Source organism: Streptomyces sp. NBC_00178, assembly GCF_036206005.1.
Lineage (GTDB): Bacteria > Actinomycetota > Actinomycetes > Streptomycetales > Streptomycetaceae > Streptomyces.
The window spans coordinates 6510250-6536455 of sequence record NZ_CP108143.1; the positions used below are offsets into that span (position 1 = coordinate 6510250).

The window sequence follows — 26206 nt, forward strand, 5'->3', positions numbered from 1 at the left end:
GCATGCGCTACGTGGATCAACTGCCCTGCGCGGTCAAGGAAGAGAACAACGTCACCATCCCCATGCCGGACGGCGTCCGGCTCTCCGCCCGCATCTGGCGCCCGACCGCCTCGGACGCCGAACCCGTGCCGGCCGTACTGGAGTACATCCCGTACCGGAAGAACGACCTCACCTCGACCCGTGACGCGATCCACCACCCCTACATCGCGGGGCACGGATACGCCTGCGTACGGGTCGACGTGCGGGGGACCGGCGAGTCGGAGGGGGTGCTCCTGGACGAGTACCTGGAGCAGGAACAGACCGACGCCGAGACGGTCCTGGCCTGGCTAGCCGACCAGCCGTGGTGCGACGGAAGCACCGGCATGATGGGCATCTCCTGGGGAGCCTTCGCCGCACTCCAGGTGGCCGCGCGCAGGCCGCCGAGCCTGCGCGCCATCTGCATCTCGTCGTTCACCGACGACCGGTACGCCGACGACATGCACTACCTCGGCGGCGCGATGCTCTCCGACAACCTCGCCGAGGCAGGCACCATGTTCGCCTACGCGACGTGCCCGCCCGATCCGGCCGTGGCCGGCGAACGCTGGCGTGAGATGTGGCGCGAGCGGATGGACGCCTCTCGCCCCTGGGTCCTGGAGTGGCTGCGCCACCAGCAGCGGGACGACTACTGGCGCCATGCCAGCCTGAGCGAGGACTACTCCGCCCTGCGCTGCCCGGTGCTCGCGTCGAGCGGCTGGGCCGACGGCTACTCCAACGCCGTGACCAGGCTGCTGAGCAACGTCGACGTACCCCGCAAGGGCCTCATCGGCCCGTGGTCGCACAAGCTTCCCCACCTCGGCGAACCGGGGCCGGCCATCGGATACCTCCAGGAAGTGGTGCGCTGGTGGGACCACTGGCTCAAGGGCGTCGACAACGGCGTCATGGACGGGCCGATGCTCACCGCGTGGATGCAGGAGAGCGTCCCGCCGTCCACCTCCTACGAGGAGCGGCCCGGACGCTGGGTCGGCGAGCCGTCCTGGCCCTCGCCGAACATCGGTGAGTCGGTCTTCCCGCTGCTCGACGGCGCCCTCGGTATGCCGGACGACGACAGGGAACAGGAGGACCGCGTCCACACGGTGCAGTCGCCGCTCTCCGTCGGCCAGTTCGCCGGAAAGTGGGCCTCGTACAACGCCCCGCCGGACCTGCCGTACGACCAGCGCGAGGAGGACGGCGGCTCGCTCGTCTTCCAGACGGCGCCGCTGGCCGGCCGCATGGAGATCCTCGGCGCCCCCTCCGTCACCGTGGAGGTGTCCGCCGACGCGCCGCTCGCCCAGCTGAACGTCAGGCTGTCCGACGTGGCACCGGACGGGCGCTCGACCCGGGTCACGTACGGGGTGCTCAACCTCGCCCACCGCGACGGCGAGGAGAGCCCCGAAGCCCTGGAGCCCGGCAGGCGATACCGGGTGCGCGTACCGCTGCACAGCGTCGCGCAGGCGTTCCCGGCGGGACACCGCATCAGGCTGTCGCTGTCGACCTCGTACTGGCCGCTGGTCTGGCCGGCCCCCGAGCCCGTGCTGCTCAGCGTCCACGAGCCGGGGAGCAGCCTGACGCTCCCGGTCCGCCCGGCCGACGTACCGGAGGACGCGGCCCTGTCGCCGTTCGGCGAGCCCGAGGGCTGCGCGCCCCCCGCCGTCACCCGGCTGAGCGAACCCGAGCAGGCGTGGACCGTCTCCAGGGACCTGGTCGACTACCGATCGGTGCTGGACATCGTGAAGGACCGGGGACTCGAACGGTACGAGGCCAACGGGATCGAGACGGGCCTGCGGGCCTGCGAGCAGTACAGCTGGGTCGGTGAGGACTTCGGATCGGTGCGCGGGGAGTCGGCGTGGGAGATGCGGTTCCGGCGCTCGGACTGGGACGTCCGGGTCGAGACGCGGACCGTGCTGACCTCGGACGCGGAGGCGTTCCACGTGGACGCGACCCTGGACGGCTACGAGGCCGGACGCAGGGTGTTCTCCCGGACCTGGAACGAACGGATCCCGAGGGAGAACGTCTGACCTCCAGGCCCGTACGCACGGAGGCGGCACCCGGGGATCCGGGTGCCGCCTCCGTGCGTCTGCGCGACCGGCGGCCACGCACCCGCCGTACCGCCCCCCTGCCGGGAGCGCGTCGCGGGCCGGTCCGCGTCAGGCGAGAAGCTTCTGCTTGGCCCTCTCGTACTCCTCCTGGCTGAGGTGGCCCTTGTCCTTGAGATCCGCGAGTTTGGCGAGGTCGGACACGTGGCCGCCGGCGCCCGACGGTTCGCCGTCGGAGGCCGCTGCCTGCTTCACGTACTGCCGGAAGGACGCCTCGCGCGCCTCCGCCTCCTTGGCCTCGCGGCGCCCCATGCCCCTGCCGCGCACGATCAGGTAGACGAGCACGCCCACGTAGGGCAGCACGATCACGAAGACCACCCACACCGCCTTGGCCCAGCCGTTCAGCGAATGGTCGCGGAAGATGTCCGTGACGACCTTGAACAGCAGGAAGAACCACAGCACCCACAGGAACAGGTACATCATGGTCAGGAAGAGGTTCAGGAGCGGATAGTCGTCCATGGGCCTACTCCGATCGTGCGGATGGTCCCTTATTGGTACATCCACTCACGATCAGCCGCATTTCGTGCCGATCAGGCCGCGAGCAGGTCCAGGAAGGCCGACAGCTTCGTCCGCGTCCGCTCGATCTGCTGTTCCACGGTCAGAGACTCCTCGAAGCGCCCTCCGGGTGCGGGCGACTTCCTGCCGCGTACGTACAGCGAACAGTCGAGGTCGGTGCAGACGTAGATCCCCACCGAGTTGCCGTCCCTGCCCGCCTGTCCGCGCTTGCGGGCGGTCATCAGGGAGACGCCGCTGCCCGGGTGTGTGGTCAGGCAGACCGAGCACATGCTGCGGTGCAGGAAGCCTCGCTGCTGGGACGGGAAGCGGAGGGTGACACCCGTCAGCTCGCCGCGCAGTTCGGTGACGATGTAGCTCCGGTCCGGGGCGGAGAGGTCGCGCCACCCCAGGAAGTCCAGGTGCTCCCAGGGGCGCTCCTCCAGGTCGCGGGGCAGGGGCAGACGCTTCGCCTCGCCCTTCGAACAGTTGACGAACGACGCTCGGATGTCCTGCTCGCTGACGGCTCTCATGGCAGTGAAACTAACTCTGCCTATGAGCCCTAGGCAAATGGTTAATTGACTTAGGTCGCGGCCTGGTCCGCTGCGGGCGGGGCAGCGGGCCCGATCGGCAGACGGTGTGCGGCCGGGTGCGTGATGCCCAGGTCCGGGCGCCAGGCGGCCAGGATCTGGGCCGAGGGGTGGAACAGCGGACCGGGCAGCTCGTCGAGGGCGGTCCACCGCCACACGCTGATGAGGTGGGGCTCCGTGACCCGGGCGGCCCCCGAGCCCGCCCGCACCAGCGCCGCCATGCTGATCCTGTTGATGCCGCCCACCACGTCGTGGAGCATCGCGAAGACGGTCACCGCCTCCTCGGGCACCCGCAGACCCGTCTCCTCGCGCAGTTCGCGGACGGCCGCCGCCGCCACCGACTCGTGCGTCGGGTCGATCTTGCCGCCCGGCAGCTCCCACGTTCCGTCGCGGTGCCTGCCGAGGAGGATCCTGCCGTCCTCGTCCTCGACGACGACACCCACGCCGAAGGCCGCCTGGGCCAGCGGCGGACGGGTGTTGCGGGTGGGGGCGTCCATGGAATCACCGGTCATGCGCTGTGCTGCTCCCGTCGGGTCGGATGCGGGGCGTCGGGCTCCGACATCCTCACACGCGGAGCTACGCGACCAGGTTGAGTGAGGTGTCGGAGACCCCGAGGCGGACGGACTGGCCCCACGTCAGTTCCAGTGCGTCGGACTCCATTCCGTCGCCGAACACCACCATCCGGTCCGACTCGACGGTGAGCCTGAGGGCGTCGCCGCGCCCCAGCTCACCCGCTACCACGGAGGTGCCGGTGACCGGCGAGGGCCAGGCCTCGCGCACGAACCAGACCAGCCTCGGCTCCGAGGGTGCGGGCAGTCGCACCGTGCTGCCGCGTTCGAGCCAGAGGGAGCGCAGCCAGCCGGTCGAGCCCGTGCCCGTGCCGACCAGGACCCCCGAGGAGGCCTGGGCCTCGGCGGCGCCGGGAGCCGCGTCCGGTCCGATGCGGTAGCGGGCGGTCTGGTGCCCGGGCGGGCCGAGGTAGATCTCGTTGAGCGCGAGGAGCCGCTGGGTGTCGTCGGCGACGGCCTCGGTCATCGTGAGTGCGTCCGTCCGGGCACGCGGCCCCAGGGCGGCGCGGCAGAGAGCCGCCGTGTCCTTCGCCCGGTGCCGCACGAGGACCCCGGGATTGCGCCCCGGGTCGGCGTCGATGCCCACCACCGGCTGACCGGAGAGGTACTTCGCGACGTTGGCGACCAGGCCGTCCTGTCCGACCACGACGACCACGTCCTCCGGACCGAAGAGGAAGCGGTCCAGGTCCGCCCGCTCCACCCGGGTCCGGCGCCACCTCAGGGGCAGCGCCGCGGCGACGTCGCCGAGCGCCCGGGCGTTGCGCCGGTGGCGCTCAGCCACCTCGTCGAGGGACCTGCCGCGCCCGGCCAGCACGAACGCGGCCTGGCCGTGCGTCCCGTGGCGGGCCAGCAGTTCCTCGTACTCGGTCGTGCGGTGCACGAGCACCGCGCGCGGCGCCAGGCTCACGCCCCGGCCTCCGTCTGCGTCTCCGGCCTGCCGAGCCTGGCGAGCAGCCCCGTCAGCACGTCGGGGGAGAGGGTGAGGCTGTCGATGCGTGGCAGGTTCTCGGCCAGCCGGGTGGCCGCCAGGGCGTGCAGCGTGCGCGGGTCCACATCCGCGTGCGCCCGCAGCCATGCGGCCTGCGCCTCCGCGCGGGCCGCGCCGGTCTCCCGGGCCGCCTCCGCCTCGGCTGCGGCCAGCCGGACGGTGCGGGACGCCTCCGCCTCCGTACGCACCCCGTCGGCGGCCGACTTCTCCTCGGCCTCCCGGCGCGCGTTGGTGCCGCGCTGGTCCACCAGCTGTTCCTCGCGCCGCGCGAGCTCGATCCTGCTGGCCAGCTCGTTCTCGGCGATGGCGCGTTCGCGTTCGACGGCGACGGCCCGCCGCTCGTACACCGAGCGGTCGGCCTCCTGCTGGATCTGTTCCCTGGCCGGGGTGCGCAGGGCCCGCTCGACCTCGGCCTCGGGCCGGATGGCCACGACGCGCACGGCCACCAGGTCGATGCCGGTGGCCGGCAGCCGGGGCTCCGCCGCGAGGCCCGCGGCGACCCGTTCCCGTACGGCGGAGACGCCGTCCACGAGCGCCGTCGCGAGAGGGGTCCGGGCCAGGACGTCCAGGGTGTGCTGCTGGGCGGTCTCGGTCAGCAGGGTCGCGATCTGCTCCAGGGGTGCGCCGCGCCAGACCCCGGTGTCGGGGTGCACGGAGAAGTCGAGCCGAGCGGCGGCCTCGGCGGGATCGCTGATGCGGTAGGTCACCGTGGCCTGCACGGTGACGTCCTGGAAGTCGGCGGTACGGGCGTGGAACGCCATCGCCAGTTCGCGGTCGTCCACCGGCACCTCGGAGAGTGCGGCGGTGAGGGGGCGGAACCAGAAGCTCGCGCCGGGACCGTCGTGGGCGAGCCGGCCACGCCTGTGGTGGCGGATGTGGGCGGTGGGCGCGGAGCGGACGTGCCGCCAGCCGAAGCGCCGGGTGATGTCGGCCATGTCTCGGAACCCCCTCTTTTCTCGTCATGAAGACGATAATGACTCGTGACTCATATCGTCAAGAGGACGAAAAGGGGGGTGTTAAACGCGGAAGGCCGGCGGTTCCCGTGGAAACCGCCGGCCTTCCGTTCGTGCGCCGACCCCGTCCCCACGGTGCGGCGCGCAGGTGGACCGTCGTCATCCGCTGGAGCGACGGCCCACGTTCATCGGGTCCCGTCCTCCGGGGCGCCGGCCGGGCGCGGGGGGTCGGTCGGGCAGTTCGGAAGCCCGAGGGAGGGGAGTACGGCGCATTCGATGAAGCGGGTGAGGAATCCCGCGTCCGGATAGCGCCCTTCCAGCAGCGGCCTGCTGCGCATCGCTCCGATCACCTGCGCGGCCACGAAGTCCGCGGCGGGGTTGTCGGCCGCGATCTCCCCGCGCCGCACGGCGCGCTCGACCATCGTGTCGATCGCCGCGATCGACGGCGCGATCAGGGTGGAGCGGAGCGCGATGAGCAGGTCCTGATTCTGGAGCGCGGCGTGACCGAGCGCGTGCATCAGTGCGGTGTCCTGGCCGGACGCCGCGTCCACCGCCCGGGCCGCCTCGTGCAGGTCGCCGGCCAGGCTGCCCGTGTCGATGTCCGAGAGCAGCGTCCTGCGGGCGCAGCGCAGGGCGGCGACGACCAGTTCCGGCTTGGACCCCCACTGCCGGTAGAGCGTGGACTTCCCGCAGCGTGTGCGCGAGGCCACGCCCTCCATCGTCAGCGAGTCGTACCCGCTCTCCCGGAGCAGGTCCAGCACGGCGGCGTACAGCTCTTGCTGGCGTTCCGGTGTGATCTTCGACCGGCGTGACGCGAGCGATGTCTCCTGTGCGGAACCGGGCGACGGCATCTGATTCCCTCTCTGCGACTGCGGCGGGACCTCGGTACGTCAGTGTACCGATACGCGCGTGTACCGATACGCCGACGTATCGGTACACTGGCGTATCGATGCGGCACGGACTGGCCATGCCGCCGCGATGACAGCGCACCGTCAGCAAAGGGGCACGGGTGATGCACACCCGCAGCGAGCCTGCAGACCGGGAGCCGGACACCTCAGCCCGACCGCCCCTCGTCCGCGAGCTTCTTCTGGTCGCAGGACTCTTCCTCGTCTACAAACTCGGCCGCCAGGCCGCGAACGGACACGTCGAGGAAGCCTTCAGCAACGCCGGACACGTGTGGAACTTCGAGCGGGCCGCCGGCTTGCCCGACGAGGGAATCGTGCAGGGCGCTCTCCTGCACGGCCGCCACCTCGTCGAGGTGGCGAACACCTACTACGCGACCGTGCACTTCCCGGCCACCCTGGCCTTCCTCGTCTGGCTGTACGTGCGTCGGCCGCACCACTACGTCTGGTCACGCCGCGTCCTGACCGCACTCACCGGAGCGGCACTTCTGCTGCACCTGCTCTTCCCGCTCGCACCGCCGCGCATGCTGCACGCCGCCGGCCTCGTCGATACCGGCCAGGTCTACGGCCCCTCGGTTTACGGCGACAGCCCCGCCGGAGACTCCATGGCCAACCAGTACGCCGCCATGCCGTCCCTGCACTTCGGCTGGGCACTCGTCGTCGCCGTCGGACTGATCGTCGCCACCCGCTCCCGGTGGCGCCTGCTCTGGCTGCTGCACCCGCTGATCACCCTGATCGTCATAGTGGGCACCGCGAACCACTACTGGCTCGACTCACTGGTGGTCTCCGCCCTCCTCTCCCTGGCCTACGCCGCGCTCCACCTGCCGCGCACCGGGGGCCCCGCCCACCTGTCGTGGCCCGGCGCCGTCCCCGCCCAGGCCTACGCCTCGCCCGTCCTCGCCCGCCCGGGGGTGCGCCGATGAACGCCACACTGATCGCCGTCGCCCTCTCGCTGGTCTCCGCCGTCGCCTACGCCTCCGCCGCGGTGGCGCAGGCCCGTCTCGCCGCCAGGACCGACTCCTCCACAGGAACGCTGCGCATGCTCGGCCGGGGCGCCTGGTGGTCCTCGGTCGGCCTGAACGCGGGCGGCGCACTGCTGCACGTCGCGGCTCTTAAGTACGGCCCCCTCACCCTCGTCCAGCCGCTCGGCGCGCTCACCCTCGTCGCCGCCGTGCCGCTCGGCGCGCGTTCGGCGGGCCGCCGGGTCAGCCGCAGGGAATGGCGCGGCACACTGCTCACCCTCCTCGGCCTCGGCGCGCTGCTGCTGGCCGCGGGCGGCGCCGCACCGCACGACACCCTCACCCTTCCCGAGGCCCTGGGCGTCGGTGCGGTGACGATGGCGCTCGTGGCGGGGCTCAGCCGCCCGGGTGCCAAGCCCGGCCTCCGGCACGCGGCGGCCTCGGGCATCACCTCGGGGGTGGCCTCCGCCCTTACCCAGACCCTGACCGTCGCGGCCACCGACCATTCCGGGCCGCTGCTCAGCTGGCGGCTGGTCGGTGTGGCGGTGCTCGTCTCCCTCTTCGCCGTGGGCGGTCTCCTGCTCGCGCAGACCGCTTACAGGGGCGGTCTCGGCGCCCCGCTCGCGGTGGTCACGCTTGCCAACCCGGTCGCGGCCGCCGCGATCGGACTCGTCCTGCTGGGCGAACGGCTCCAGGGCGGGGCGGCCGGACTGGCCCCCGCGCTCCTCGGTGGCCTCGCCGCCGTGCGGGGCGTGGTCCTGCTCAGCCGGGCACAGGCGGCGAGCCCGGCCGAGGAGGCCTCGGTGCTGCCGGCTGCGCCCACACCGTCGAGGATCGTCATCTCGAACCCCGCCCCGGTCGCTCCGCGGACGCCGCAGCGGGTCTCCCCGGGCACGGCGGAACCGTTCACCGAGCGGCCGAGGGCGGTCAGGGTGCCCAGGAGGCGTCCGCTAGCGTCCGCCGGTCACGGGGCCCGCGGCGACCGGCGGACCTGAACCGTCCAACTCCTCGACCGCGCGGCTCAGCCAGCCCGTCCAGAACGTCTCCAGGTCGATCCCTCCCCGCAGCACCAGGTGGCGCAGCCGGTCCTCTTCCGAGGTCAGCCCGGGAGGGAAGTCCCTCTCCTCGATCTCCAGGTACTCCGCCAGCTGCTCGCGGTGCATCGCCAGATGCCTGCGCAGCTCCCCGGCCAGCCCGTGGGCCCCGACCACCGCCGCCGCCCGCATCCGCAGCAGCAGCGGATCGCGTACCGGCCGCGGGTCCTCGGCGAGCCGGACCCAGGCCGACAGCTCGGCGCGGCCCGCCGGCAGGACCTCGTACTCCTTCTTCCGGCCGCGGGCCGGCCGCGCCGCCGGAAGGACCCGGATGTGCCCGGCCTGTTCCAGCCTTCCCAGCTCGCGGTAGATCTGCTGGTGCGTGGACGGCCAGAAGTAGCCGATCGACCGGTCGAACCTCCGCGTCAGCTCCAGCCCCGACGAGGGCTTCTCCAGGAGAGCGGTGAGGATCGCGTGCGGCAGTGACATGGCTGCATCCTAGAGACGGCGGCGGGCCGCGCCGTCACAGCTCCGCGGCGACCTCCGTGCCCTGGCGTATCGCCCGCTTCGCGTCCAGCTCGGCGGCCACGTCCGCGCCTCCGATCAGATGCACCGCCCGGCCGCCGGCACGCAGCTCCTCGTACAGGTCGCGGCGCGGTTCCTGCCCGGCGCAGAGCACCACCGTGTCGACCGGCAGGAGTCGCTGCTCGCCGTCCACGGTGAGGTGCAGGCCCTCGTCGTCGATCAGGTCGTACGACGCGCCCGCGATCATCGTCACCCCCCGGTGGCGCAGCTCGGTGCGGTGGATCCACCCGGTCGTCCTGCCGAGCCCCGCCCCGACCTTGGTGGCCTTGCGCTGGATCAGGTGCACCGTGCGACCCGGCTTCGGACGCTCCGGAGCCCTCAGTCCGCCCCGGTCCGCGTAGTCGGTGTCCACACCCCACTGCCGGAAGAAGACCTCCGGGTCGAGGCTCGCCTCCTCGCCCCCGTCGGTCAGGAACTCCGCGACGTCGAACCCGATGCCGCCCGCCCCGACGATCGCGACCCGGTCGCCGACCGGAGCGCCGTGGCGCAGGACGTCCAGGTAGCTGACGACGCTGGGGTGACCGACGCCGGGGATCGCGGGGGAGCGCGGCTCGACGCCGGTGGCCAGGACGACCTCGTCGAAGTCCTCCAGCGTGGCGGCGGTGGCGCGGGTGTTCAGCCGGAGTTCGACGTCCTCCTCGGCGAGCCGGGTGCGGAAGTAGCGAAGGGTCTCGTCGAACTCCTCCTTGCCGGGGACGCGCCGTGCCACGTTCAGCTGGCCGCCGATCTCACCGGCGGCGTCGAACAGCGTCACCGCGTGCCCGCGCTCCGCGGCGGTCACCGCGCACGCCAGCCCCGCGGGGCCGGCGCCCACGACCGCGACGCGCTTGCGGACACGGGTCGCCGAGAGCACGAGTTCCGTCTCGTGGCAGGCGCGCGGGTTCACCAGGCACGAGGTGATCTTGAGGCTGAAGATGTGGTCCAGGCACGCCTGGTTGCAGCCGATACAGGTGTTGATCGCGTCGGCCCGGCCCTCGGCCGCCTTGCTCACGAAGTCCGGGTCAGCGAGGAAGGGCCGCGCCATCGAGACCATGTCCGCGCGGCCTGATGCCAGGACCTCTTCCGCGAGCTCGGGCGTGTTGATGCGGTTGCTGGTCACCAGCGGCACGGCGACCGCGCCGCGGACCTTCTCGGTCACCCAGGTGAAGGCGCCGCGGGGGACGGAGGTGGCGATGGTGGGGATACGGGCCTCGTGCCAGCCGATGCCCGTGTTGATGATCGTCGCGCCGGCGGCCTCGATCTCGCGGGCGAGGTGGACGACCTCCTGCAGCGTGGAACCGCCGGGCACCAGGTCGAGCATGGACAGCCGGTAGATCAGGATGAAGTCCGGGCCGACGCGCTCGCGGACGCGCCGCACGATCTCGACGGGGAAGCGGATGCGGTTTTCGTACGAGCCACCCCAGCGGTCCTCGCGGTGGTTGGTCGCGGCGACGATGAACTCGTTGATCAGGTAGCCCTCGGAGCCCATGATCTCCACCCCGTCGTACCCCGCGCGCCGAGCGAGTTCCGCGGCCCGGACGAAGTCCTCGATGGTCTCCTCGACCTCGTCGTCCGTCAGCGCATGCGGGGTGAACCCGCTGATCGGGGCCTTGAGGGCGCTCGGCGCGACCAGATCCGGGTGGTGGGCGTACCGCCCGAAGTGCAGGATCTGCATCGCGATCCGCCCGCCCGCCGCGTGGACGGCCGCGGTGACCTCGGAGTGCTGCTCCGCCTCCGCCTGCGTGGTCATCTTCGCCCCGCCGGGGAAGGAGCACCCGCGGTCGCTGGGCGCGATCCCACCGGTGACGATGAGGCCCACCCCGCCGCGGGCGCGGGCCGCGTAGAAGGCCGCCATCCGCTCGAAGCCGCGCTCGACCTCCTCAAGGCCGATGTGCATGGACCCCATCAGCACCCGGTTGGGGAGCGTGGTGAATCCGAGGTCGAGGGGGCTCAGCAGGGTGGGATACGGGCTCATCCGGGTCTCCTCGCAGGTGTCGTCCAGCCAGTTGTAGACCACCCGGACGGCCTTATGCAACTAGTTGCACAATGACGTACGTCGCAGTTCACCCACGGCTCCGCGGGCCGGTGGGGTCCGTCCACGCAGGCTTGCGGAGTGGGTGTGCGGAGTCCGTCCATGCGGGTGTGCGGAGTCCGTCCTCGCCCACGTCCACATCCCAGTCCCCGCAAGGCCGCGCCACGAATGGAGCAGCACCTTCGGACTCCCGCGCCTCAGGCCGAGGAGAGTGGGTCGGGTACGGCTTCGAGCCGTTACTCCTCCTCGTCGACAGGAGAAACACATGAGTTGCAGCTGCATCAACCGGCGTGATCTCGGACTCCTCGTGCTCAGGGCCGGTACGGGCGCCGTCCTGGCCATCCACGGTGCCCAGAAGCTGAGCCACCTGTTCGGCGGCGGAGGGATCGAGGGCACCACGGCGGCGATGGAGGCCATGGGCTTCCACCCGCCGAAGCACAGCGCCCTGGCGGCCGGGCTGGGCGAGGCGGGCGGAGGAGTCCTGCTGGCCCTCGGTCTCGCCACTCCCGCGGCAGGCGCGGCGGCGGCCGGCACGATGGCGGGAGCCGTCGCCGTCCATGCACCGGCCGGCTTCTTCTCGACCGGCGGCGGATATGAGTACCCGGCCTTCCTGGGCTTCACCGCCGCAGCCATCGGACTGACGGGCGCCGGACGCTACTCCCTGGACCATGCGACCCGGCACGTGTTCGACCAGTCGTGGTTCGTGGCCCTCGCCTTCGCGGGCAGCGCTCTCGCCGCGGCGGCCGTGGTCGGCCGCCGGGCCAAGGGACAGGCGGCGCAGGCACAGGCGGCCGCCGCCGACGAGGACGCCTCGCCGGGCGCGTGACCTCCCGGGCGGACGCGCGGCGCTCCCGCGCGGGGAGTCCGCTGCATTGATCGCCTTTTCAGGGGCATCAGGCAGTGCATGAATGCGAACGCACTGTCGACGAACGCTCAAGGTCAGGCCAGAAGAGCCGCGCGGAGCCGCGCCATGGACGTCGGGGCCCGCGCGGGCTTCGTCGCGCGCGGCGTGATCTACCTCCTGGTGGGGATCCTGGCCCTGCGCGTCGCCTTCTCCGACGGCGGCGGAAAGCAGGCCGACCGAGGCGGCGCCATCGCGGAGATAGCCGAGAAGCCCTTCGGGAGTGTGCTGCTCTGGGCGCTCGGCCTGGCGCTGGTGGGGATGGCCCTGTGGCGCCTCTCCGAAGCGCTGTTCGGCCAGGCCGGCGCCGACGGCGACAAGCCCTCGAAGCGGGCCATGGCGGCGGCGCGATTCGTCTTCTACGCCTTCGTCTCCTACTCCGTCCTCTCGTACGCCGCCGGTGACAAGTCGAGCGGCAGCGGGTCCAGCGACCGCCAGACCGACGACGTCACCGCGCGCGCCCTGGAATGGACCGGCGGCCAGTGGATCGTCGGGATCGCCGGAGCCGTGGTGACGGGCGCCGGCCTCTGGATCGCCTTCCGCGCTCTCGCACGCAAGTACCACAAGCATCTGAAGATGACCGAGATGTCGAAGAGGACCCGTCAGGCGGTCGACGTCGTGGGTGTGTTCGGCGGCACCGTCCGCGGCGCGGTCTTCGCCACGGCGGGCGGATTCGCCATCGCCGCGGCGGTCCAGCACGAACCGGGCCGGGCCAAGGGCATGGACGACACCCTGCGCTCCTTCACCGAGACCCCCGCGGGCCCCTGGCTGCTCGTCCTCATCGCGCTCGGCCTTGCCGCTTTCGGCCTGTTCTCCTGGGCCAACGCCCGCTGGCGCAAGGTCTGACGGGAAGGCGGCTCCGGCGCGTCGGACGATGCCCGTGGCCTGCCCGACCCGTGGGACGAGGCCCCTGACCCCCTCGACCCGTCAGTCGAGGCCCCTCGCCTTCTTGAAGCGGGCCAGCCCCTCCGACAGCCCGACGACCGGCTCCGGATAGCCGGAGCCGGACCGCTCCCCGGCCGGCCGCTTCCAGGGCTCGAACACCGCGGAACCGGAGACCCCCGCCAACTCGGGCACCCAGCGCCGCACATACGTGCCCTCCGGGTCGTAGCGTCTGGCCTGCGTCACGGGATTCAGCACCCGGTTCGGCCGGCTGTCCGTCCCGGTCCCCGCCACCCACTGCCAGTTCAGCTGGTTGTTGGCGATGTCCCCGTCGACGAGCAGGTCCAGGAAGTGGCGCGCCCCGGTCCGCCAGTCCACGTACAGCGTCTTGGCGAGGAAACTCGCCGCGAGCAGCCGTCCACGGTTGTGCATCCACCCCTCGTGGCGAAGCTGCCGCATGGCCGCGTCCACCAGCGGGTAGCCCGTACGGCCCTCCTTCCAGGCGTCCGTGTCGTCCGCCACCGCCCTGTCGGTGCGCCAACGGTCCTGCCGTGGGCGGTAGTCCGTGTGGGACGCGGCGGGTCGGGCGGACAGGACCTGGTGGTGGAAGTCCCGCCAGCACAGCTGCCGTACGAAAGCCTCCGCGCCCGGTCCGCCGGCGGCGCGGGCCTGGTGCACCAGCTCGACGGACGACAGGGTGCCGAAGTGCAGGTGGGGCGAGAGCCGTGAGGTCGCGTCCCCCGCGAGGTCGTCGTGGAGGTCCTCGTACGAGCTGATCCCGCTGCGGCGCCACGCGGTGACGCGCTTGCGGCCCGCGACCTCGCCGCCCTCGGCCAGACCGGGGGACAGCCCCTTGACGCCGGTGCGCGACGGCAGTGCGGCGGACCCGGGCCCCTCCGGCACGCGCACGGTGCGAGGGGCCCGGAACGGCTCGCGGAGCCCCTCGGCGGACCACTTGCGGAAGTAGGGCGTGAACACGCCGAAGTGGTCCTTGCCGGTGCCCGAGGGAACCACGGCTCCCGGTGCGACCGCGGTGATCACGGCGTCGTGCACCCGCACGCGGCAGCCCGTGGACCCGAGCGCCTCGCGGAGCCGTTCCTCGCGGCGGTGGGCGTAGGCGCTCGCGCCCGCCGCCATGTGGACCGACCTCGCGCCGGTCTCGGTGACGACGCGGGCCACCTCCTCGGCCACGTCGCCCTTCCGGACGATCAGCCGACCACCGCGCTCACGGAGCCCCGCGTCCAGGTCCCGAAGACAGTCGGCGAGGAACGCACGCCGGTTGGGGGTGCCGAACCCGGCGGCCTCCACGGCCTCGTCGAGGACGAACAGCGGCACCACCTCGTCGGCGGAGGCGAGCGCGGCGTGCAGCGGCGGATGGTCGTGGAGGCGGAGGTCCGAGGTGAACAGGACGACGGCGGTGGTCATGCCGGACCACCCGTCCTTCCCTGGTTCGCCGCCCGCGCGATGTTGCGGGCCATCCCGCCGAAGACCACCGCGTGGAACGGCGACACACTCCACCAGTAGGCGTGGCCGAGGAGCCCGAGAGGATGGAAGATGGCGCGCTGCCGGTAGTGCGACCTGCCGTTCTCGCCCACCTCCGCGTACATCTCGAGCCAGGCCAGGCCGGGCAGCCGCATCTCGGCGCGCAGCCGGAGCAGCCGGCCCGGCTCGATCTCCTCGACCCGCCAGAAGTCCAGCGAGTCACCGACGCGCAGTCGTTGGGCGTCGCGCCGTCCACGGCGCAGGCCCACCCCGCCCACGAGCCGGTCCAGCCACCCCCTCAGGGCCCAGGCCAGAGGGAAGGAGTACCAGCCGTTGACCCCGCCGATGCCCTCGATGACCCGCCACAGGGCTTCGGGCGAAGCGTCCACGTCCAGTTCGCGGACGTCCGTGTAGAGACTGCCACCCGCCCAGTCCGGGTCGGTGGGCAGCGGGTCGCTGGGAATACCCGGGGTGGAGGCGGAGGACCACCGCGTGGTCACGTTGGCCTCGCGTACCCGCTTGAGGGCCAGGGCCAGGGCCTTGTCGAAGGAGAACGGCTGCCCGGGGCCGTCCGGGACGTACCGGGTGATGTCGTGTTCGCTGCACACCACCTCGTACCGCAGCGACTCGGCGAGCGGGCGCGCGAGCTGACGGGGCACGGGGGTGACCGCCCCGATCCAGATGCTGGACAACCCCGGACTCAGCATCGGCACCGGAAGGATCACCCGTCGGAGACCGGCCACCCGCGCGTACTGCTCCATCATGTGGCGGTACGTGAGGACGTCGGGCCCGCCGATGTCGAAGGCGCGGTTCACGTCGGCGGGCATGTGCGCGCTGCCGACGAGGTACCGCAGGACGTCCTCCACCGAGATCGGCTGGATCCGGGTGGAGACCCAGCTAGGGGTCACCATCACCGGCAGCCGTTCGGTGAGGTAGCGCAGCATCTCGAAGGACGCCGAGCCCGAACCGAGAATGACCGCCGCGCGCAGCACGGTCGTCGGCACGCCCGAGTCGAGCAGGATGCGTCCTACCTCCGCGCGCGACCGCAGATGGGGTGACAGCTCCCGCGCGGGTACGTCGTCGGGGGTGAGCCCGCCGAGGTACACGACGCGTTTGACGCCCGCGGCCCGTGCCTGTTCACCGAAGATGCGGGCGGCCTCGCGGTCGGTCTTCTCGAAGCCAGGCCCACCGGCCAGCGCGTGAACCAGGTAGTAGGCGACATCGATGTCGCGCATCGCCGCGGCGACCGCGTCCGCGTCGGTGACGTCCCCCTTGGTCACCTCGGCGTCGCCCGCCCAGGGGTAGTCGCGCAGTTTCTCCGGGCTGCGCGCCAGGCAGCGCACGCGGTGACCCGCCTCGAGGAGCTCGGGCACGAGCCGGCCCCCGATGTATCCCGACGCGCCCGTCACCAGACACCGCAGTCCGCCGCTGTCGTCCTTGCTCTCCATGACCCCTCGTTCCGGCTCGTGTGTCCTGCGTCCACCGTGTCCCGGTACCGAGTATTCCGCTTGTCGGCGGCACTTCAACACGCCGAAGCCCACCCCAGGGATGGCGGAGTGGACATCAGTGCGGGTAGCGAAGGGTGCGCCTGCGGGTGGGGAAGGGTGCGCCTGCGGGTGCGCGTGGGCGGAACTTTCCGGGTGGGAGCGAGGGCCGTCGGGGCCGGGACCCTCAGTTCGGGCCGGGCTTCTCCGTGGCGGTGCCCCGGATGACGCGCGGATTGCCCGTGTTGCCTTCGTGCCCGTCCGCCGGAGTGGCCGGGGAGGCGGCGTCGGACTTCAGGGCGCGCGCCTCGCTCTTCAAGATCCGGGCCGACTTGCCCAGGGAGCGGGCCAGTTCGGGCAGTTTCCTGGCGCCGAAGATCAGGACGGCGATGACGACGAAGATGGCGATCTCGCTGATTCCGAACATGACGACTGTCTACTCCCTGATCGAAGCGGGTGTGTGCACCGGGCGGCCCCGACGAGGGCCGGGCTTTCGTCGACCCCGGGGCGGCTGCGGAGGGATGCGGGCCGTGTCCGGGGGCGTGACGGTAACGAACGGTTTCTGAGGGGTGCCGGCCGGTTCTTGAGGGGTGCCGGCCGGCTCCGGAGGGTGCCGAACGGCTCCGGGACTACTCCCGGAGCCGTTCGGCACGCGGATATCTCCAGCACCGCGGAGGGGGTGCGGGAGGTGGGATGTGGGGTTGCGGATAGCAGAAGGCGGGGAGCGGGGTGCGGAATGCGTCACCGGAACGGTGCCGCGCCGCGCGTCCTGCCGACGAGCTCAGCCCTCGTCGCCTTCCTCCTGCTCCTCGTCGTCCTCGTCACCTTCGAAGAAGTCGCCCACCTCGTCGACGACTTCGGCCGCCACCATGCCGCCCACCACGCCGACCGCGACTCCGGCCGCTCCGGCCGCGATCACGGCGCCCGTGCCAGGGCCCGTGCGGTGGTGCTCATGCCCGGCGTCGTGTCCGTGTCCCCACGCGCCGTACGCCGAGGCGCCGTGCGGCGTACGGGCGCCGAGCAACGCTTCGATCCGGCTGTCCATCTCGGCGACCCAGTCGCGGTCGTGAACCTCGTGGTGGGCGATGGTGAACCGGCCCAGAGTGTCGCCGCCCTGCGAGGAGAAGCCTCCTCGCTTGTCCGCCTCCAGCACGACCTCGAGCCCGCCCGATGCGGCCAGGAAGGTCACCTCGATCTCGTTGACCCGGTCGGCGTACCGGGGGGCCGGTGAGAGCTCGATCTCCTGGTAGAAGGGCAGCAGCTGACCCGTGCCGTGGATGTGGCCGAGTTCCAGGTCCGCCGACCTGAAGCCGAAGCCGAGCTGCCCGAGCGCCTCGAGCACGGCCTCCTGAGCCGGGAGGGGGCCCACGGTGAGCCGGTCGAGGTCTCCCTTGTCCCGGGCCCCGGACACGGAGAGCTCCGTGCGCACGCCGAGAACGATCCCGAGGTCCTGGCCGTAGAGCTCGGTGACGGGCGTCTCCCAGGGCAGCGGCACGTCGAAGGGGATGACGCGCACCTCGCCCCGGGAGAGGGTGAAGCCCCCGGCGACGGTGAAGCGGTCGAAGGTGAGCCCGCCCGCCGACTCCCCGTCCTCGTGCTCCGCCTCGACGTGTGCAACGAGCTCCAGCGTGATGTGCTCGATTCCGAAGTCGGCGTCGCCGCCCTTCAGGTGGACCTCGCCGCCGAGGCTGCCGCCGGGGGTGGCGGTGCCGGAGTGCAGGACCGTGTCCACGGTCGGGCCGCCCACGCCGAGTGAGCCGAGCAGCTTCTTGAACACCATCGTGGCGTTCACTCCTTCTTCCGTACACGGGAACGCGTTCGGTCGCGTTTCTACGCGACTGTAGAAGTCTAGTGGCCGGATGAGCTGCGCAGGCGGTCTCCGTGTGATCTCCGTGGGTGGTGGCCGAGGAAGTCCGGAAGTCGTCGCACCCGGCCTAGGATGGACCGGTGGACACTGCAGACGACCCTCGCGACGGATCGCGCTCGGAGGCGACCGGAGTGTCGGACCTTCAGGCTCTCGCGGTGGAGTTGCGCCGGATGAACGGCGAGATCAACCGTCTGGTCCACGCCTTCGCCCACGCCCAGGGTCTGCACGCCACCGATGTGCAGGCGCTCGGTGCGATCCTCGACTCGGAAGTTCCCCTGACGCCCGGCCGGCTGCGAGAACACCTCGGCCTGACCTCCGGGGCGGTCACCGCGTGCCTGGACCGGCTCGAACGCGCGGGGCACATCCGGCGCGCGCGGGAGAGTGCGGACCGGCGGGTCGTGCACCTCCACTACGAGTCCGGGGCCAAGGCGGCCGCGCGTTCCTTCTTCATGCCCCTCGCTCAGGCGGCTGCGGGTGCGCGCTCCGCGTCCGAACCGCACGAGCTTGCGGCAGCGCTTCGTTTTCTCGGCCGCATGAACGAGGAACTCTCCGGAATGCAGGTCCCCCGGCGCTGAGTCGGCGCCATTCGGGTATGCGGTGCAGAGCCGCTCGGTTCGCCATGTAATCTCAATCATTGAGATACATCATCATTGAGAGATCGCGGCCGACCCTGGAGTGCCATGTCCACCGCATCGAAGCCGGTCCGCCGGCTGATTCTTGTACCCGTCTTCTTCGTCCTCGCCTGGCTGGTCGTCGGGGGCGCGTTCGGCTCCTATGCGGGGAAGCTCGGGGAGGTCGCCACCAACGATCAGGCGGCGTTCCTCCCGCAGAGCGCCGAATCCACCCGTGTCATCGACGCCCAGAAAGCGTTCAGCAAGCAGGAGACCGTACCCGCGATCGTCGTCTGGACGTCCGAGGAGGGCGGCGAGCCGCTCGGCGCGGCGCAGCGGAAGGCGGCGACCGCCGCGCTCGCGTCGGCCGAGGGCGGACCTGGGGTCGCCGGCAAGGTCAGCCCCGCGCTTCCGTCCAAGGACGGCAAGGCGCTGGAGGGTGTCGTCCAGCTGCGGCCCGACCTCGGAGACGAACTCCCCGACGCACTCGCCGATATCCGGACCGCGGCCGAGCGAGTCCCGGGGACGGTGGTCCAACTGGCGGGCCCCGCCGCCTCCCAGGCCGATCTGTCGGACGCCTTCGCAGGCATCGACGGACTGCTCCTCGGCGTCGCCCTCGTCACCGTGCTCGTCATCCTGCTCCTGGTGTACCGGAGCGTCCTGCTTCCCCTGATCATCATCATCGGCGCGGTGTTCGCCCTCGGTGTGGCCTGCGCGATCGTCTATGTGCTGGCGGATCACGATGTCGTCCGGGTCGACGGGCAGGTCCAGGGCATCCTGTCCATCCTCGTCATCGGTGCCGCCACCGACTACGCCCTGCTGCTCACCGCCCGGTTCCGTGAGGAACTCGGACGCATGCCCGACCGGTGGACCGCGATGCGCGCCGCACTCCGCGAGTCCGCCGGCCCGATCATGGCCAGCGCCGCGACCGTGGCCCTGGGGCTGCTCGCCCTCCTGCTCAGCGACCTGACGAACAACCGGGCGCTCGGGCCGGTGGGCGCCATCGGCATCGTGTGCTCCGTGCTGAGTGCCCTCACCTTCCTGCCCGCCGTACTGGTCCTGCTCGGCCGGGCGGCGTACTGGCCCTCCGGCCCGAAGAAGGGGCAGACGGAACCCGATTCCGGTTCGACGGGGATCTGGTCGCGGATCGCGGCACTGGTCGACCGCGCCCCGCGCAAGGTGTGGGCCGTCACGCTGATTGGCCTGCTCGCCTGCGCGGCGTTCATGCCGACCCTGAACTCCAAGGGTGTGCCCCTGGAGGAGATCTTCGTCAACGACGCACCGTCCGTCGCCGCGCAGAAGACCCTGAGCCGGCACTTCCCGGGCGGCTCCGGCAACCCCGCCGTCGTCATCGCGGACGCGGACCGGTCGGAGCAGGTCGTCGCGGCCGCCGAGAAGGTGAGCGGCGTCGCGAGTGCGTCCGTGCTGACGACCTCGGGCCGTCCGGGCGGCGGGGAACCGCTCGTCGTGGAAGGCCGGGTGCGCATCGACGCCACGCTGTCCGCTGCCGCGGACAGCGACGCCGCCAAGGAGACCGTCACACGCCTCCGCGACGCGGTACACGCCGTGCCCGGGGCCGAGGCGCTCGTCGGCGGCTACACGGCACAGCAGTACGACACGCAGAAGACCGCCGAACACGACCGCAACATCATCGTGCCGGTCGTGCTCGTCATCATCCTCGTCATCCTGATCGGTCTGCTGCGGTCCCTGCTGATGCCGGTGCTCCTGGTGGCGACCGTCGCTCTCAACTTCCTGGCCACCCTGGGCATCTCGTCGCTGGTGTTCCGTCATGTGTTCGGATTCAGTGGTACGGACTCCTCCGTCCCGCTGTACGGATTCGTCTTCCTGGTCGCACTTGGCGTCGACTACAACATCTTCCTGATGTCGAGGGTGCGGGAGGAGTCCCTGATCCACGGCACCAGGCAAGGTGTGCTGCGGGGACTGACCACCACGGGTGGAGTCATCACGTCCGCCGGTGTCGTCCTGGCCGCGACGTTCGCCGCCCTGGGAGTCATTCCGCTCGCGTTCCTGGTCCAGATCGCGTTCATCGTCGCCTTCGGTGTCCTGCTGGACACCCTCGTCGTGCGGTCCCTCCTGGTGCCCGCCCTGGTCAGGGACATCGGCCGCACCGCCTGGTGGCCCGGCGCGCTGAGCAGGGACGACAAGGGGACACAGGCACCTGACGGAGTGAAGCCCGTGGCATAGCCTTGCCGGATGCGCACCGGGAAGATCGAACTGCACGTCCATCTCGAGGGTGCGATACGTCCGGCCACCCTCCTGGAGATCGCCCGGCGCAATGGGGAGGCGCTTCCCGCCGACACGGTCGAGGGCCTCACCGCGCTGTACACGTTCACCGACTTCCGGCACTTTCTCGACGTGTGGCGGATGACCACCAACTGCCTGCGCAGGGCGGACGACTTCCGTCAGGTGGTGGTGGACTACGCGCGGGAGGCCAGCCTTCACGGCGCCGTGTATATCGAGGCCATTTTCTCGCCGGCCGAGCGGGTGGAGTTCCACGGCATCGCGTGGGACGAGATGTACACGGGATACACCGAGGGCGCAGTCGAGGCCAGGGAGAGGTTCGGGGTGACGGTGACGTTCACCCCGGACCTCTACCGCGGCTGCCCTGTGGAACTGGCCGAGGAATGCGCCGCGGTATCGGCGCGCTACCGGGACCGGGGAGTGGTCGGGATCGGCATCGGCGGCGACGAGCGCCGAAGCGGGCTCGCCCCCTACGCCACCGCCGTCAGGATCGCGCGGGACCGCGGCCTCGCGTTCGTACCGCACGCCGGGGAGACCGGTGGGCCGGAGTCCGTACGGGAGGCGCTCGCACTCGGCGCCGCGAGGGTGAGGCACGGATTCCGGGCGGCCGAGGACCCGCACCTGCTTGCGGAGATCGCGGAGCGCGGCGTCGTGCTCGACGTCTGTCCGACGTCCAACCTCCGCACCGGTGTGGTCGCGGACCTCTCCCGGCATCCCCTGCCGCTGCTGCGCGCGGCCGGAGTGCACTGCTCGATCAACACGGACGACCCCGCCATGTTCGGCACCGATCTCGGCCGTGAGTACGAGCTCGCCGCGCGGTTGGGCGTGTCCGCCGAGGACGCCTACGCGGCAGGCATCGCCGGGGCGTTGTGCGACGACGGCACCCGGCGGAGGCTCAGGCGCGGGGGAGCCGCGACCTGACCGCACGACCCCGCGGGCAGGCCCTTCCGTGACGCGGAGGAAGACAAGCCGGGTGTGGCGCCGACGCGGTGCCGGGCTCAGCGGATGTGCGCGGTGACGTCCGTCGTTTCTCATGCTTCGACCGTGACAGAGGCGCGTTGCGGCCTGCCTCCCCCGCAGGGGGAATGTGTCTCCCCCGGGTGGGGGATGTCTCGTCAGCGGGTGACCGGGAGCATTGGCCAAGAGCGCGACACGGACGCCGCAGGTGCTCAGCTCCCACCGGCAGTTGTGCATGGTGTCCCTGCCGCTCCAAGCGTCGCGAGACGGCCAAGAACTCGCGCGGGCTGATGAGATGGGGCAATGGGATGTGGCGTGGGAGGCGGGGCCGGATCCGGACGGCGGGCTGTCATGGAGGCGGTAGCAGAGCGAGTGCCTGGATGCGGGAGGTTGCGAAGTCGCTGCCGCAGACGGGGCATCCGCTGATCAGCCGGTGTGCTGCGAGATGGCTGCCGAAAAAAGGCATACCAAGGTCCGGGTGGACGGCTTGGAAGCGTTCTCCGCAGGCACGGCAGGTCAGGGAATGAATCTCTGCGAGGACAACATCTCGCATGTCCGGTGAGGGGGGTCCGGCGTTAGTGGTGAGGAGCTGCGGCTGCGGTCGGTTCGTGGGCCAGACTGCCACGAAGGGGTACTCGCGACCTCGGTGCAGGCGCAGCAGCGCCGGACAGAAGCGGTCCTCAGCGCGGGCGAGGGCTGCGGCGGTAGGTTGCAGAGTCTCACTCACGTTGTCGCGTGTGAATACGTCGAGTTCGGCCCAGGGCAGCGTGAACCGCCATATCGGTCGTGGAGCCCTGTCGGTCATGGTGTCGGCCATTGTGGTCGATTCGGCTTCCGGCTCCGGAGCCGGCTGATCTGAATGGATGCCTGCTGACCCCTGAGCCATGTCGGTTCGGTTTCGCCGACGGCTGCCCGGCTCAGCCCGTCCCACCATGGCGGTCTATGCGCGTCCCACCGCGGTGCAGACGCAGACCTTGTTGCCCTCGGGATCGGCGAGAACGGTGAAGGCGGGGGCCTGGGCGTCGTCGATCAGGGTGCCCCCTGCCGCGACGGCCGCCGCGATGCGGGCATCGGCCACCTCGGGGGCCAGCCACAGGTCCAGGTGCCAGCGCTGGCGAGGCTCCGGCTGTGCGTCGCGGCGCTGGAACCACACGGCCGGGACGCGATCCGACGGGTCGAAGACCGTGTCTCCCGTCAGATGCCCGGCGTCCCCGGTGAGCAAGGCGGCCCAGAACGGCCCGGTCACCGCCAGGTCGGCGGTGTCGAGGGCGAGTTCCACACGGGCGGCCTCGCCGGGCAGCGAGGACAGTTCGAACGACTGCGCAATCCCGGTGATGACCAGGGCTAGTTCGAGGTCCTTGGCGGTGACGCACCGGTCGCCCGTCTCGTCGACGCTGAACAGGGCCACGTCGACCAGCCCGCGACCCAGCCGGATCTCCGGGACGGCGTGGCCGGCCGCCGCGGCGGCCTGTGCGATCGCCGCCACGAACGCGGCACCGGCCACGTCGTCCTCCGCACGGAAGCGTGCGGTGAGCGGCTGGGCGAGTCTGCGCCAGTCGCTGAGCTCGTCCGCGGTCCTCGCGAGAATCTCGGGTGTGCCGACGCGATCCATGCTCCCGATGGTCCCAGCATTCCCGCCGGACGTCCTGGGAAGCGGACGACCGCACGGTGAGGAACCGGGACGGGTCCATAAGGCGCTTGAGGGTGACGTGCGCGTACGGGGCGTCTTCGGCGTGGACGGCGAGCGCTGACGCCGAGATCCCGAGACGGCCGGTGCGGTGGGCCGCACGGCCCAGCCCTTTCACCCCGTCGGATTTCCGTCTCGACGGGACAATAGTCCCACTGGGACATTTTAAGGTGTATGGTGCAACTATGGATGCGACAGGGAACGGTCCGGTACGGCGTGGCCGCAAGGCGCGCAGGACCCGGGAGGCGCTGGCGCGGTGCGCCCTCGACCTCGTGATCGAGCGCGGTCTGCGGGGCGTCACGGTCGAGGAGATCGCGCAGGCGGCCGATGTCGACCGGCGTACATTCAGCCGGTACTTCTCCAGCAAGGAGGCCGCCGTCCTCGATGTCGTGCGGGGCGACGGTGATCGCATCAACCGGGCGCTGCGCGCTCGTCCATCGGTCGAGGCGCCCCTCACCGCCTACCGCCGGGCCGTACTCGACTGGCTCGACGACCCCGCGGCGGAACCCTGGCATCTGCGCCCCCGCGTCTTCGACCTGCTCGCGATGGCCGAAGCGGAGCCGACCCTCTACGCCGCGTACCACCACATCCGTGTGGACGCCCAGGAGGAGTCGGTCGCGATCCTCGCGCAACGTCTCGGCGTCGACCCGCGGGCGGATCTCCGTCCCGCCGTTGCCGTCGCCGCGGGGGCCGGGGCGCTGCTCGCCGCGCAGGCGGCGTGGATCCGGGGCGGCCGTCCCGCCGCACTTCCCGAATTCGTCGTACAAGCCTTCGACGCCCTCTCCGTGAACCTGCGGGAATACCCGCAGGTTCACGGCGGCGCCGAACAGCACTGAGCAAGGAAGCACCACATGAACACCAACCTCCCCACCGCCTACGAGGCGGAGTTCGACGGCAGGATCGCCCTCGTCACCGGCGGTGCCTCCGGTATCGGCCTGGCTCTTTCCCACCGGCTCGCCGCGAGCGGCGCGACCGTCGTCGTCGCCGATCACAACGAGGAGAGCGCCCGCAAGGCCGCCGACGACCTGCGGGCCGCGGGTGCCCGTGCGGCCGCCGTCGCCCTCGACGTCACCGACCCGGCCTCCGTCGAGGCCGGCGTGCGGTTCGCCGTCGACACCTTCGGCGCCCTGCACCTCGCCGTGAACAACGCGGGCATCGGCGGTCCCGCCCAGCCCACCGGCGCGTACGGGATCGAGGACTGGAACAGGGTCCTCGCCACCAACCTCAGCGGCGTCTTCTACTCGATGCGTTACGAGATCCCCGCCATCCTGGCCGCCGGAGGGGGTGCCGTCGTCAACATGTCCTCGATCCTCGGGACCAACGGCTTCGCGAACTCCCCGGCGTACGTAGCCGCGAAGCACGGAGTCGTCGGCCTCACCAAGACCGCCGCACTCGAATACGCGGCGCAGAACATCCGCATCAACGCGGTCGGACCCGGCTTCATCGACACGCCCCTGCTGCGTGACACCGACGGCCCGGCCCGCGACCACCTGATATCCCTGCACCCCGCGGGTCGCCTCGGAACCTCCGAGGAGGTCGCCGAGCTCGCCGCGTTCCTGCTCTCCGACCGGGCGTCCTTCATCCACGGCAGTTACCACCTCGTCGACGGCGGCTACTCCGCCTCCTGAGCCCCGAGTGGCACACCGCCGCCACGGGGGTCACAAAGGAAGCACGGAGAACGAAGGAGAGTCATGAAGGCCGTCCAGTACCGCACCGTCGGCGCAGCCCCCGAGGTCGTCGACATACCGGAGCCCGTAGCGGGCCCGGGACAGATCCTGCTCAAGGTCAGCGCCGCGGGCGTCTGTCACTCCGACATCGCCGTGATGAGCTGGCCCGCCGAGGGGTTCCCCTACGAGCTGCCGCTCACGCTCGGTCATGAAGGAGTCGGCACGGTCGCCGCGCTCGGTGAGGGTGCCGTCGGTGTGTCGGTCGGAGACGCCGTCGCCGTCTACGGCCCGTGGGGGTGTGGCACCTGCGTGAACTGCGCGGAGGGCCGGGAGAACTACTGTCTGCGCGCCGCGGACCTCGGCATTCACCCGCCGGGGCTGGGCAGTCCAGGGGCCATGGCCGAATACATGATCGTCGACGACGTGCGTCATCTGGTGCCGATCGGCGGCCTCGACCCGGTCCGGACGGTTTCCCTGACCGACGCGGGGCTCACGCCCTACCACGCCATCAAGCGCTCGCTGCCGAAGCTGCGGCCGGGTGCCACCGCGGTGGTCATCGGTACCGGCGGCCTCGGCCACGTCGCCATCCAGTTGCTGCGGGCCATGACGGCGGTACAGGTCATCGCCCTCGACGTCACCGAGGAGAAACTCGCCCTCGCACGTGCCGTCGGTGCCCACGAGACCGTTCTCTCCGACGAGGACGCCGCCGCCACCGTCCGCGAGCTCACGGGCGGCATCGGTGCGGAGGTGGTCCTCGACTTCGTCGGGGCCGAGCCCACGGTGAGGACGGCGGGAGCGGTCGCCTCCATCGACGGCGACGTGACGATCGTCGGGATCGGTGGCGGGCTGCTGCCGGTCGGATTCGGTGCCCTGCCCTTCGCCACGTCGGTCAGCGCGCCGTACTGGGGTTCCCGCAGGGAACTCGCCGAGGTCATCGAGCTCGCCCACGCCGGATCCGTCGACGTGCACGTCGAGACGTACTCCATCGAGGAGGCCCCGCTCGCCTACGAGCGGCTGCACGCGGGCAAGATCAACGGTCGCGCGGTGATCCTTCCCGACAGCTGACGTGGGATCCTGCCCGACCGCGCCCGCGACGGCTACCGCGCCCGCGACCGCGACCGCGACCGGGGCCCGCCCGACGGCGCGCCTGGGGTCCCGTCCGACGGCTGGTCGAGAGCCGACGGCCCGCCTGGCCCCTGTTCAGGGGCAGCC

Annotated in this window: 24 protein-coding genes; 11 read left to right on the forward strand and 13 right to left on the reverse strand. The window is 71.4% G+C overall.

Annotation, left to right across the window (positions count from 1 at the left end; translation table 11 throughout):
- The first annotated feature begins 2 nt into the window (after nt 1–2).
- A complete protein-coding gene (locus tag OHT61_RS28445; RefSeq protein ID WP_329042137.1) occupies nt 3–2033 on the forward strand; it encodes a CocE/NonD family hydrolase in 2031 nt (676 codons plus the stop codon).
- Between the two features lie 129 nt (nt 2034–2162).
- Here the strand turns inward: OHT61_RS28445 and OHT61_RS28450 are convergent, their stop codons facing one another.
- The 6 genes from OHT61_RS28450 to OHT61_RS28475 all read right to left on the reverse strand — a co-directional run bounded on the left by OHT61_RS28450 (nt 2163) and on the right by OHT61_RS28475 (nt 6554).
- On the reverse strand, nt 2163–2570 hold the full coding sequence (locus OHT61_RS28450) for an SHOCT domain-containing protein (RefSeq protein ID WP_329042138.1): 408 nt from the start codon (nt 2568–2570) through the stop codon (nt 2163–2165).
- 71 nt (nt 2571–2641) lie between these two features.
- On the reverse strand, nt 2642–3136 hold the full coding sequence (locus tag OHT61_RS28455) for an FBP domain-containing protein (protein WP_329042140.1): 495 nt from the start codon (nt 3134–3136) through the stop codon (nt 2642–2644).
- A 50-nt stretch (nt 3137–3186) separates the two neighbouring features.
- A complete protein-coding gene (locus tag OHT61_RS28460) occupies nt 3187–3705 on the reverse strand; it encodes a nucleotide triphosphate diphosphatase NUDT15 (protein WP_329042142.1) in 519 nt (172 codons plus the stop codon).
- Between the two features lie 64 nt (nt 3706–3769).
- The gene (locus tag OHT61_RS28465; protein WP_329042143.1) at nt 3770–4669 is read right to left on the reverse strand and encodes a hypothetical protein; all 900 of its coding nucleotides are present in this window, start codon (nt 4667–4669) and stop codon (nt 3770–3772) included.
- Nucleotides 4666–5685 carry an SPFH domain-containing protein gene (locus OHT61_RS28470; protein ID WP_329042144.1) on the reverse strand — a complete coding sequence of 340 codons (1020 nt, stop codon included), beginning with the start codon at nt 5683–5685 and terminating at the stop codon, nt 4666–4668. The genes OHT61_RS28465 and OHT61_RS28470 overlap by 4 nt, the downstream gene beginning before the upstream one ends.
- A gap of 203 nt (nt 5686–5888) precedes the next feature.
- The gene (locus OHT61_RS28475) at nt 5889–6554 is read right to left on the reverse strand and encodes a TetR/AcrR family transcriptional regulator (protein ID WP_329042145.1); all 666 of its coding nucleotides are present in this window, start codon (nt 6552–6554) and stop codon (nt 5889–5891) included.
- A 161-nt stretch (nt 6555–6715) separates the two neighbouring features.
- Between OHT61_RS28475 and OHT61_RS28480 the strand changes: the two genes are divergently transcribed.
- Together OHT61_RS28480 and OHT61_RS28485 are read left to right on the forward strand one after the other, a co-directional pair.
- Complete coding sequence (locus OHT61_RS28480) at nt 6716–7528, forward strand: phosphatase PAP2 family protein (RefSeq protein ID WP_443049561.1); 813 nt, start codon at nt 6716–6718, stop codon at nt 7526–7528.
- On the forward strand, nt 7525–8559 hold the full coding sequence (locus OHT61_RS28485; RefSeq protein WP_329042147.1) for a hypothetical protein: 1035 nt from the start codon (nt 7525–7527) through the stop codon (nt 8557–8559). Before OHT61_RS28480 ends, OHT61_RS28485 begins: the two co-directional genes overlap by 4 nt.
- On the opposite strand, the gene OHT61_RS28490 is transcribed toward OHT61_RS28485, so the two are convergent.
- Together OHT61_RS28490 and OHT61_RS28495 are read right to left on the reverse strand one after the other, a co-directional pair.
- Complete coding sequence (locus OHT61_RS28490) at nt 8515–9087, reverse strand: PadR family transcriptional regulator (protein ID WP_329042148.1); 573 nt, start codon at nt 9085–9087, stop codon at nt 8515–8517. The two genes, OHT61_RS28485 and OHT61_RS28490, sit on opposite strands and share 45 nt — an antisense overlap.
- A gap of 34 nt (nt 9088–9121) precedes the next feature.
- On the reverse strand, nt 9122–11137 hold the full coding sequence (locus tag OHT61_RS28495) for an NADPH-dependent 2,4-dienoyl-CoA reductase (RefSeq protein WP_329043413.1): 2016 nt from the start codon (nt 11135–11137) through the stop codon (nt 9122–9124).
- Nucleotides 11138–11459: 322 nt separating this feature from the next.
- On the opposite strand from OHT61_RS28495, the gene OHT61_RS28500 reads away from it, so the two are divergent.
- Together OHT61_RS28500 and OHT61_RS28505 are read left to right on the forward strand one after the other, a co-directional pair.
- Complete coding sequence (locus OHT61_RS28500; RefSeq protein ID WP_329042149.1) at nt 11460–12020, forward strand: DoxX family protein; 561 nt, start codon at nt 11460–11462, stop codon at nt 12018–12020.
- 144 nt (nt 12021–12164) lie between these two features.
- A complete protein-coding gene (locus tag OHT61_RS28505) occupies nt 12165–12941 on the forward strand; it encodes a DUF1206 domain-containing protein (protein WP_443049562.1) in 777 nt (258 codons plus the stop codon).
- A gap of 81 nt (nt 12942–13022) precedes the next feature.
- Here OHT61_RS28505 and OHT61_RS28510 read toward each other — a convergent pair whose 3' ends face one another.
- From OHT61_RS28510 to OHT61_RS28525, 4 genes are all read right to left on the reverse strand, one after another.
- Nucleotides 13023–14402 (reverse strand): cryptochrome/photolyase family protein, encoded by a 1380-nt coding sequence (locus OHT61_RS28510; protein ID WP_329042151.1) that lies wholly within the window; start codon nt 14400–14402, stop codon nt 13023–13025.
- Nucleotides 14399–15907: an SDR family oxidoreductase gene (locus OHT61_RS28515; RefSeq protein WP_329042152.1), complete on the reverse strand. Its 1509-nt coding sequence runs from the start codon at nt 15905–15907 to the stop codon at nt 14399–14401. The genes OHT61_RS28510 and OHT61_RS28515 overlap by 4 nt, the downstream gene beginning before the upstream one ends.
- A gap of 223 nt (nt 15908–16130) precedes the next feature.
- A complete protein-coding gene (locus OHT61_RS28520) occupies nt 16131–16370 on the reverse strand; it encodes a Sec-independent protein translocase subunit TatA (protein ID WP_329042153.1) in 240 nt (79 codons plus the stop codon).
- A 354-nt stretch (nt 16371–16724) separates the two neighbouring features.
- Nucleotides 16725–17723 (reverse strand): sporulation protein, encoded by a 999-nt coding sequence (locus tag OHT61_RS28525; protein WP_329042154.1) that lies wholly within the window; start codon nt 17721–17723, stop codon nt 16725–16727.
- Nucleotides 17724–17890: 167 nt separating this feature from the next.
- Between OHT61_RS28525 and OHT61_RS28530 the strand changes: the two genes are divergently transcribed.
- The 3 genes from OHT61_RS28530 to add all read left to right on the forward strand — a co-directional run bounded on the left by OHT61_RS28530 (nt 17891) and on the right by add (nt 21604).
- Entirely contained in the window at nt 17891–18385 is a 495-nt protein-coding gene (locus OHT61_RS28530) for a MarR family winged helix-turn-helix transcriptional regulator (protein ID WP_329042155.1), read from the forward strand.
- A 105-nt stretch (nt 18386–18490) separates the two neighbouring features.
- The gene (locus OHT61_RS28535) at nt 18491–20626 is read left to right on the forward strand and encodes an MMPL family transporter (RefSeq protein WP_329042156.1); all 2136 of its coding nucleotides are present in this window, start codon (nt 18491–18493) and stop codon (nt 20624–20626) included.
- 9 nt (nt 20627–20635) lie between these two features.
- Complete coding sequence (add, locus tag OHT61_RS28540) at nt 20636–21604, forward strand: adenosine deaminase (protein WP_329042158.1); 969 nt, start codon at nt 20636–20638, stop codon at nt 21602–21604.
- A 976-nt stretch (nt 21605–22580) separates the two neighbouring features.
- On the opposite strand, the gene OHT61_RS28545 is transcribed toward add, so the two are convergent.
- On the reverse strand, nt 22581–23252 hold the full coding sequence (locus tag OHT61_RS28545; protein ID WP_329042159.1) for a VOC family protein: 672 nt from the start codon (nt 23250–23252) through the stop codon (nt 22581–22583).
- A 260-nt stretch (nt 23253–23512) separates the two neighbouring features.
- On the opposite strand from OHT61_RS28545, the gene OHT61_RS28550 reads away from it, so the two are divergent.
- The 3 genes from OHT61_RS28550 (at nt 23513) to OHT61_RS28560 (ending at nt 26059) form a co-directional block, all read left to right on the forward strand.
- Nucleotides 23513–24163 (forward strand): TetR family transcriptional regulator, encoded by a 651-nt coding sequence (locus tag OHT61_RS28550; RefSeq protein WP_329042161.1) that lies wholly within the window; start codon nt 23513–23515, stop codon nt 24161–24163.
- A gap of 15 nt (nt 24164–24178) precedes the next feature.
- Complete coding sequence (locus OHT61_RS28555) at nt 24179–24955, forward strand: SDR family NAD(P)-dependent oxidoreductase (RefSeq protein ID WP_329042163.1); 777 nt, start codon at nt 24179–24181, stop codon at nt 24953–24955.
- A gap of 63 nt (nt 24956–25018) precedes the next feature.
- Nucleotides 25019–26059 (forward strand): NAD(P)-dependent alcohol dehydrogenase, encoded by a 1041-nt coding sequence (locus tag OHT61_RS28560; protein WP_329042164.1) that lies wholly within the window; start codon nt 25019–25021, stop codon nt 26057–26059.
- Nucleotides 26060–26206: the final 147 nt, after the last annotated feature.

Coding starts and splice junctions, on each gene's coding strand:
- OHT61_RS28445 (WP_329042137.1), top strand. CDS start 3: ATGCGCTACGTGGATCAACTGCCCTGCGCGGTCAAGGAAGAGAACAAC.
- OHT61_RS28450 (WP_329042138.1), bottom strand. CDS start 2,570: ATGGACGACTATCCGCTCCTGAACCTCTTCCTGACCATGATGTACCTG.
- OHT61_RS28455 (WP_329042140.1), bottom strand. CDS start 3,136: ATGAGAGCCGTCAGCGAGCAGGACATCCGAGCGTCGTTCGTCAACTGT.
- OHT61_RS28460 (WP_329042142.1), bottom strand. CDS start 3,705: ATGACCGGTGATTCCATGGACGCCCCCACCCGCAACACCCGTCCGCCG.
- OHT61_RS28470 (WP_329042144.1), bottom strand. CDS start 5,685: ATGGCCGACATCACCCGGCGCTTCGGCTGGCGGCACGTCCGCTCCGCG.
- OHT61_RS28475 (WP_329042145.1), bottom strand. CDS start 6,554: ATGCCGTCGCCCGGTTCCGCACAGGAGACATCGCTCGCGTCACGCCGG.
- OHT61_RS28480 (WP_443049561.1), top strand. CDS start 6,716: ATGCACACCCGCAGCGAGCCTGCAGACCGGGAGCCGGACACCTCAGCC.
- OHT61_RS28485 (WP_329042147.1), top strand. CDS start 7,525: ATGAACGCCACACTGATCGCCGTCGCCCTCTCGCTGGTCTCCGCCGTC.
- OHT61_RS28490 (WP_329042148.1), bottom strand. CDS start 9,087: ATGTCACTGCCGCACGCGATCCTCACCGCTCTCCTGGAGAAGCCCTCG.
- OHT61_RS28495 (WP_329043413.1), bottom strand. CDS start 11,137: ATGAGCCCGTATCCCACCCTGCTGAGCCCCCTCGACCTCGGATTCACC.
- OHT61_RS28500 (WP_329042149.1), top strand. CDS start 11,460: ATGAGTTGCAGCTGCATCAACCGGCGTGATCTCGGACTCCTCGTGCTC.
- OHT61_RS28505 (WP_443049562.1), top strand. CDS start 12,165: ATGGACGTCGGGGCCCGCGCGGGCTTCGTCGCGCGCGGCGTGATCTAC.
- OHT61_RS28510 (WP_329042151.1), bottom strand. CDS start 14,402: ATGACCACCGCCGTCGTCCTGTTCACCTCGGACCTCCGCCTCCACGAC.
- OHT61_RS28515 (WP_329042152.1), bottom strand. CDS start 15,907: ATGGAGAGCAAGGACGACAGCGGCGGACTGCGGTGTCTGGTGACGGGC.
- OHT61_RS28520 (WP_329042153.1), bottom strand. CDS start 16,370: ATGTTCGGAATCAGCGAGATCGCCATCTTCGTCGTCATCGCCGTCCTG.
- OHT61_RS28525 (WP_329042154.1), bottom strand. CDS start 17,723: ATGGTGTTCAAGAAGCTGCTCGGCTCACTCGGCGTGGGCGGCCCGACC.
- OHT61_RS28535 (WP_329042156.1), top strand. CDS start 18,491: ATGTCCACCGCATCGAAGCCGGTCCGCCGGCTGATTCTTGTACCCGTC.
- add (WP_329042158.1), top strand. CDS start 20,636: ATGCGCACCGGGAAGATCGAACTGCACGTCCATCTCGAGGGTGCGATA.
- OHT61_RS28545 (WP_329042159.1), bottom strand. CDS start 23,252: ATGGATCGCGTCGGCACACCCGAGATTCTCGCGAGGACCGCGGACGAG.
- OHT61_RS28550 (WP_329042161.1), top strand. CDS start 23,513: ATGGATGCGACAGGGAACGGTCCGGTACGGCGTGGCCGCAAGGCGCGC.
- OHT61_RS28555 (WP_329042163.1), top strand. CDS start 24,179: ATGAACACCAACCTCCCCACCGCCTACGAGGCGGAGTTCGACGGCAGG.
- OHT61_RS28560 (WP_329042164.1), top strand. CDS start 25,019: ATGAAGGCCGTCCAGTACCGCACCGTCGGCGCAGCCCCCGAGGTCGTC.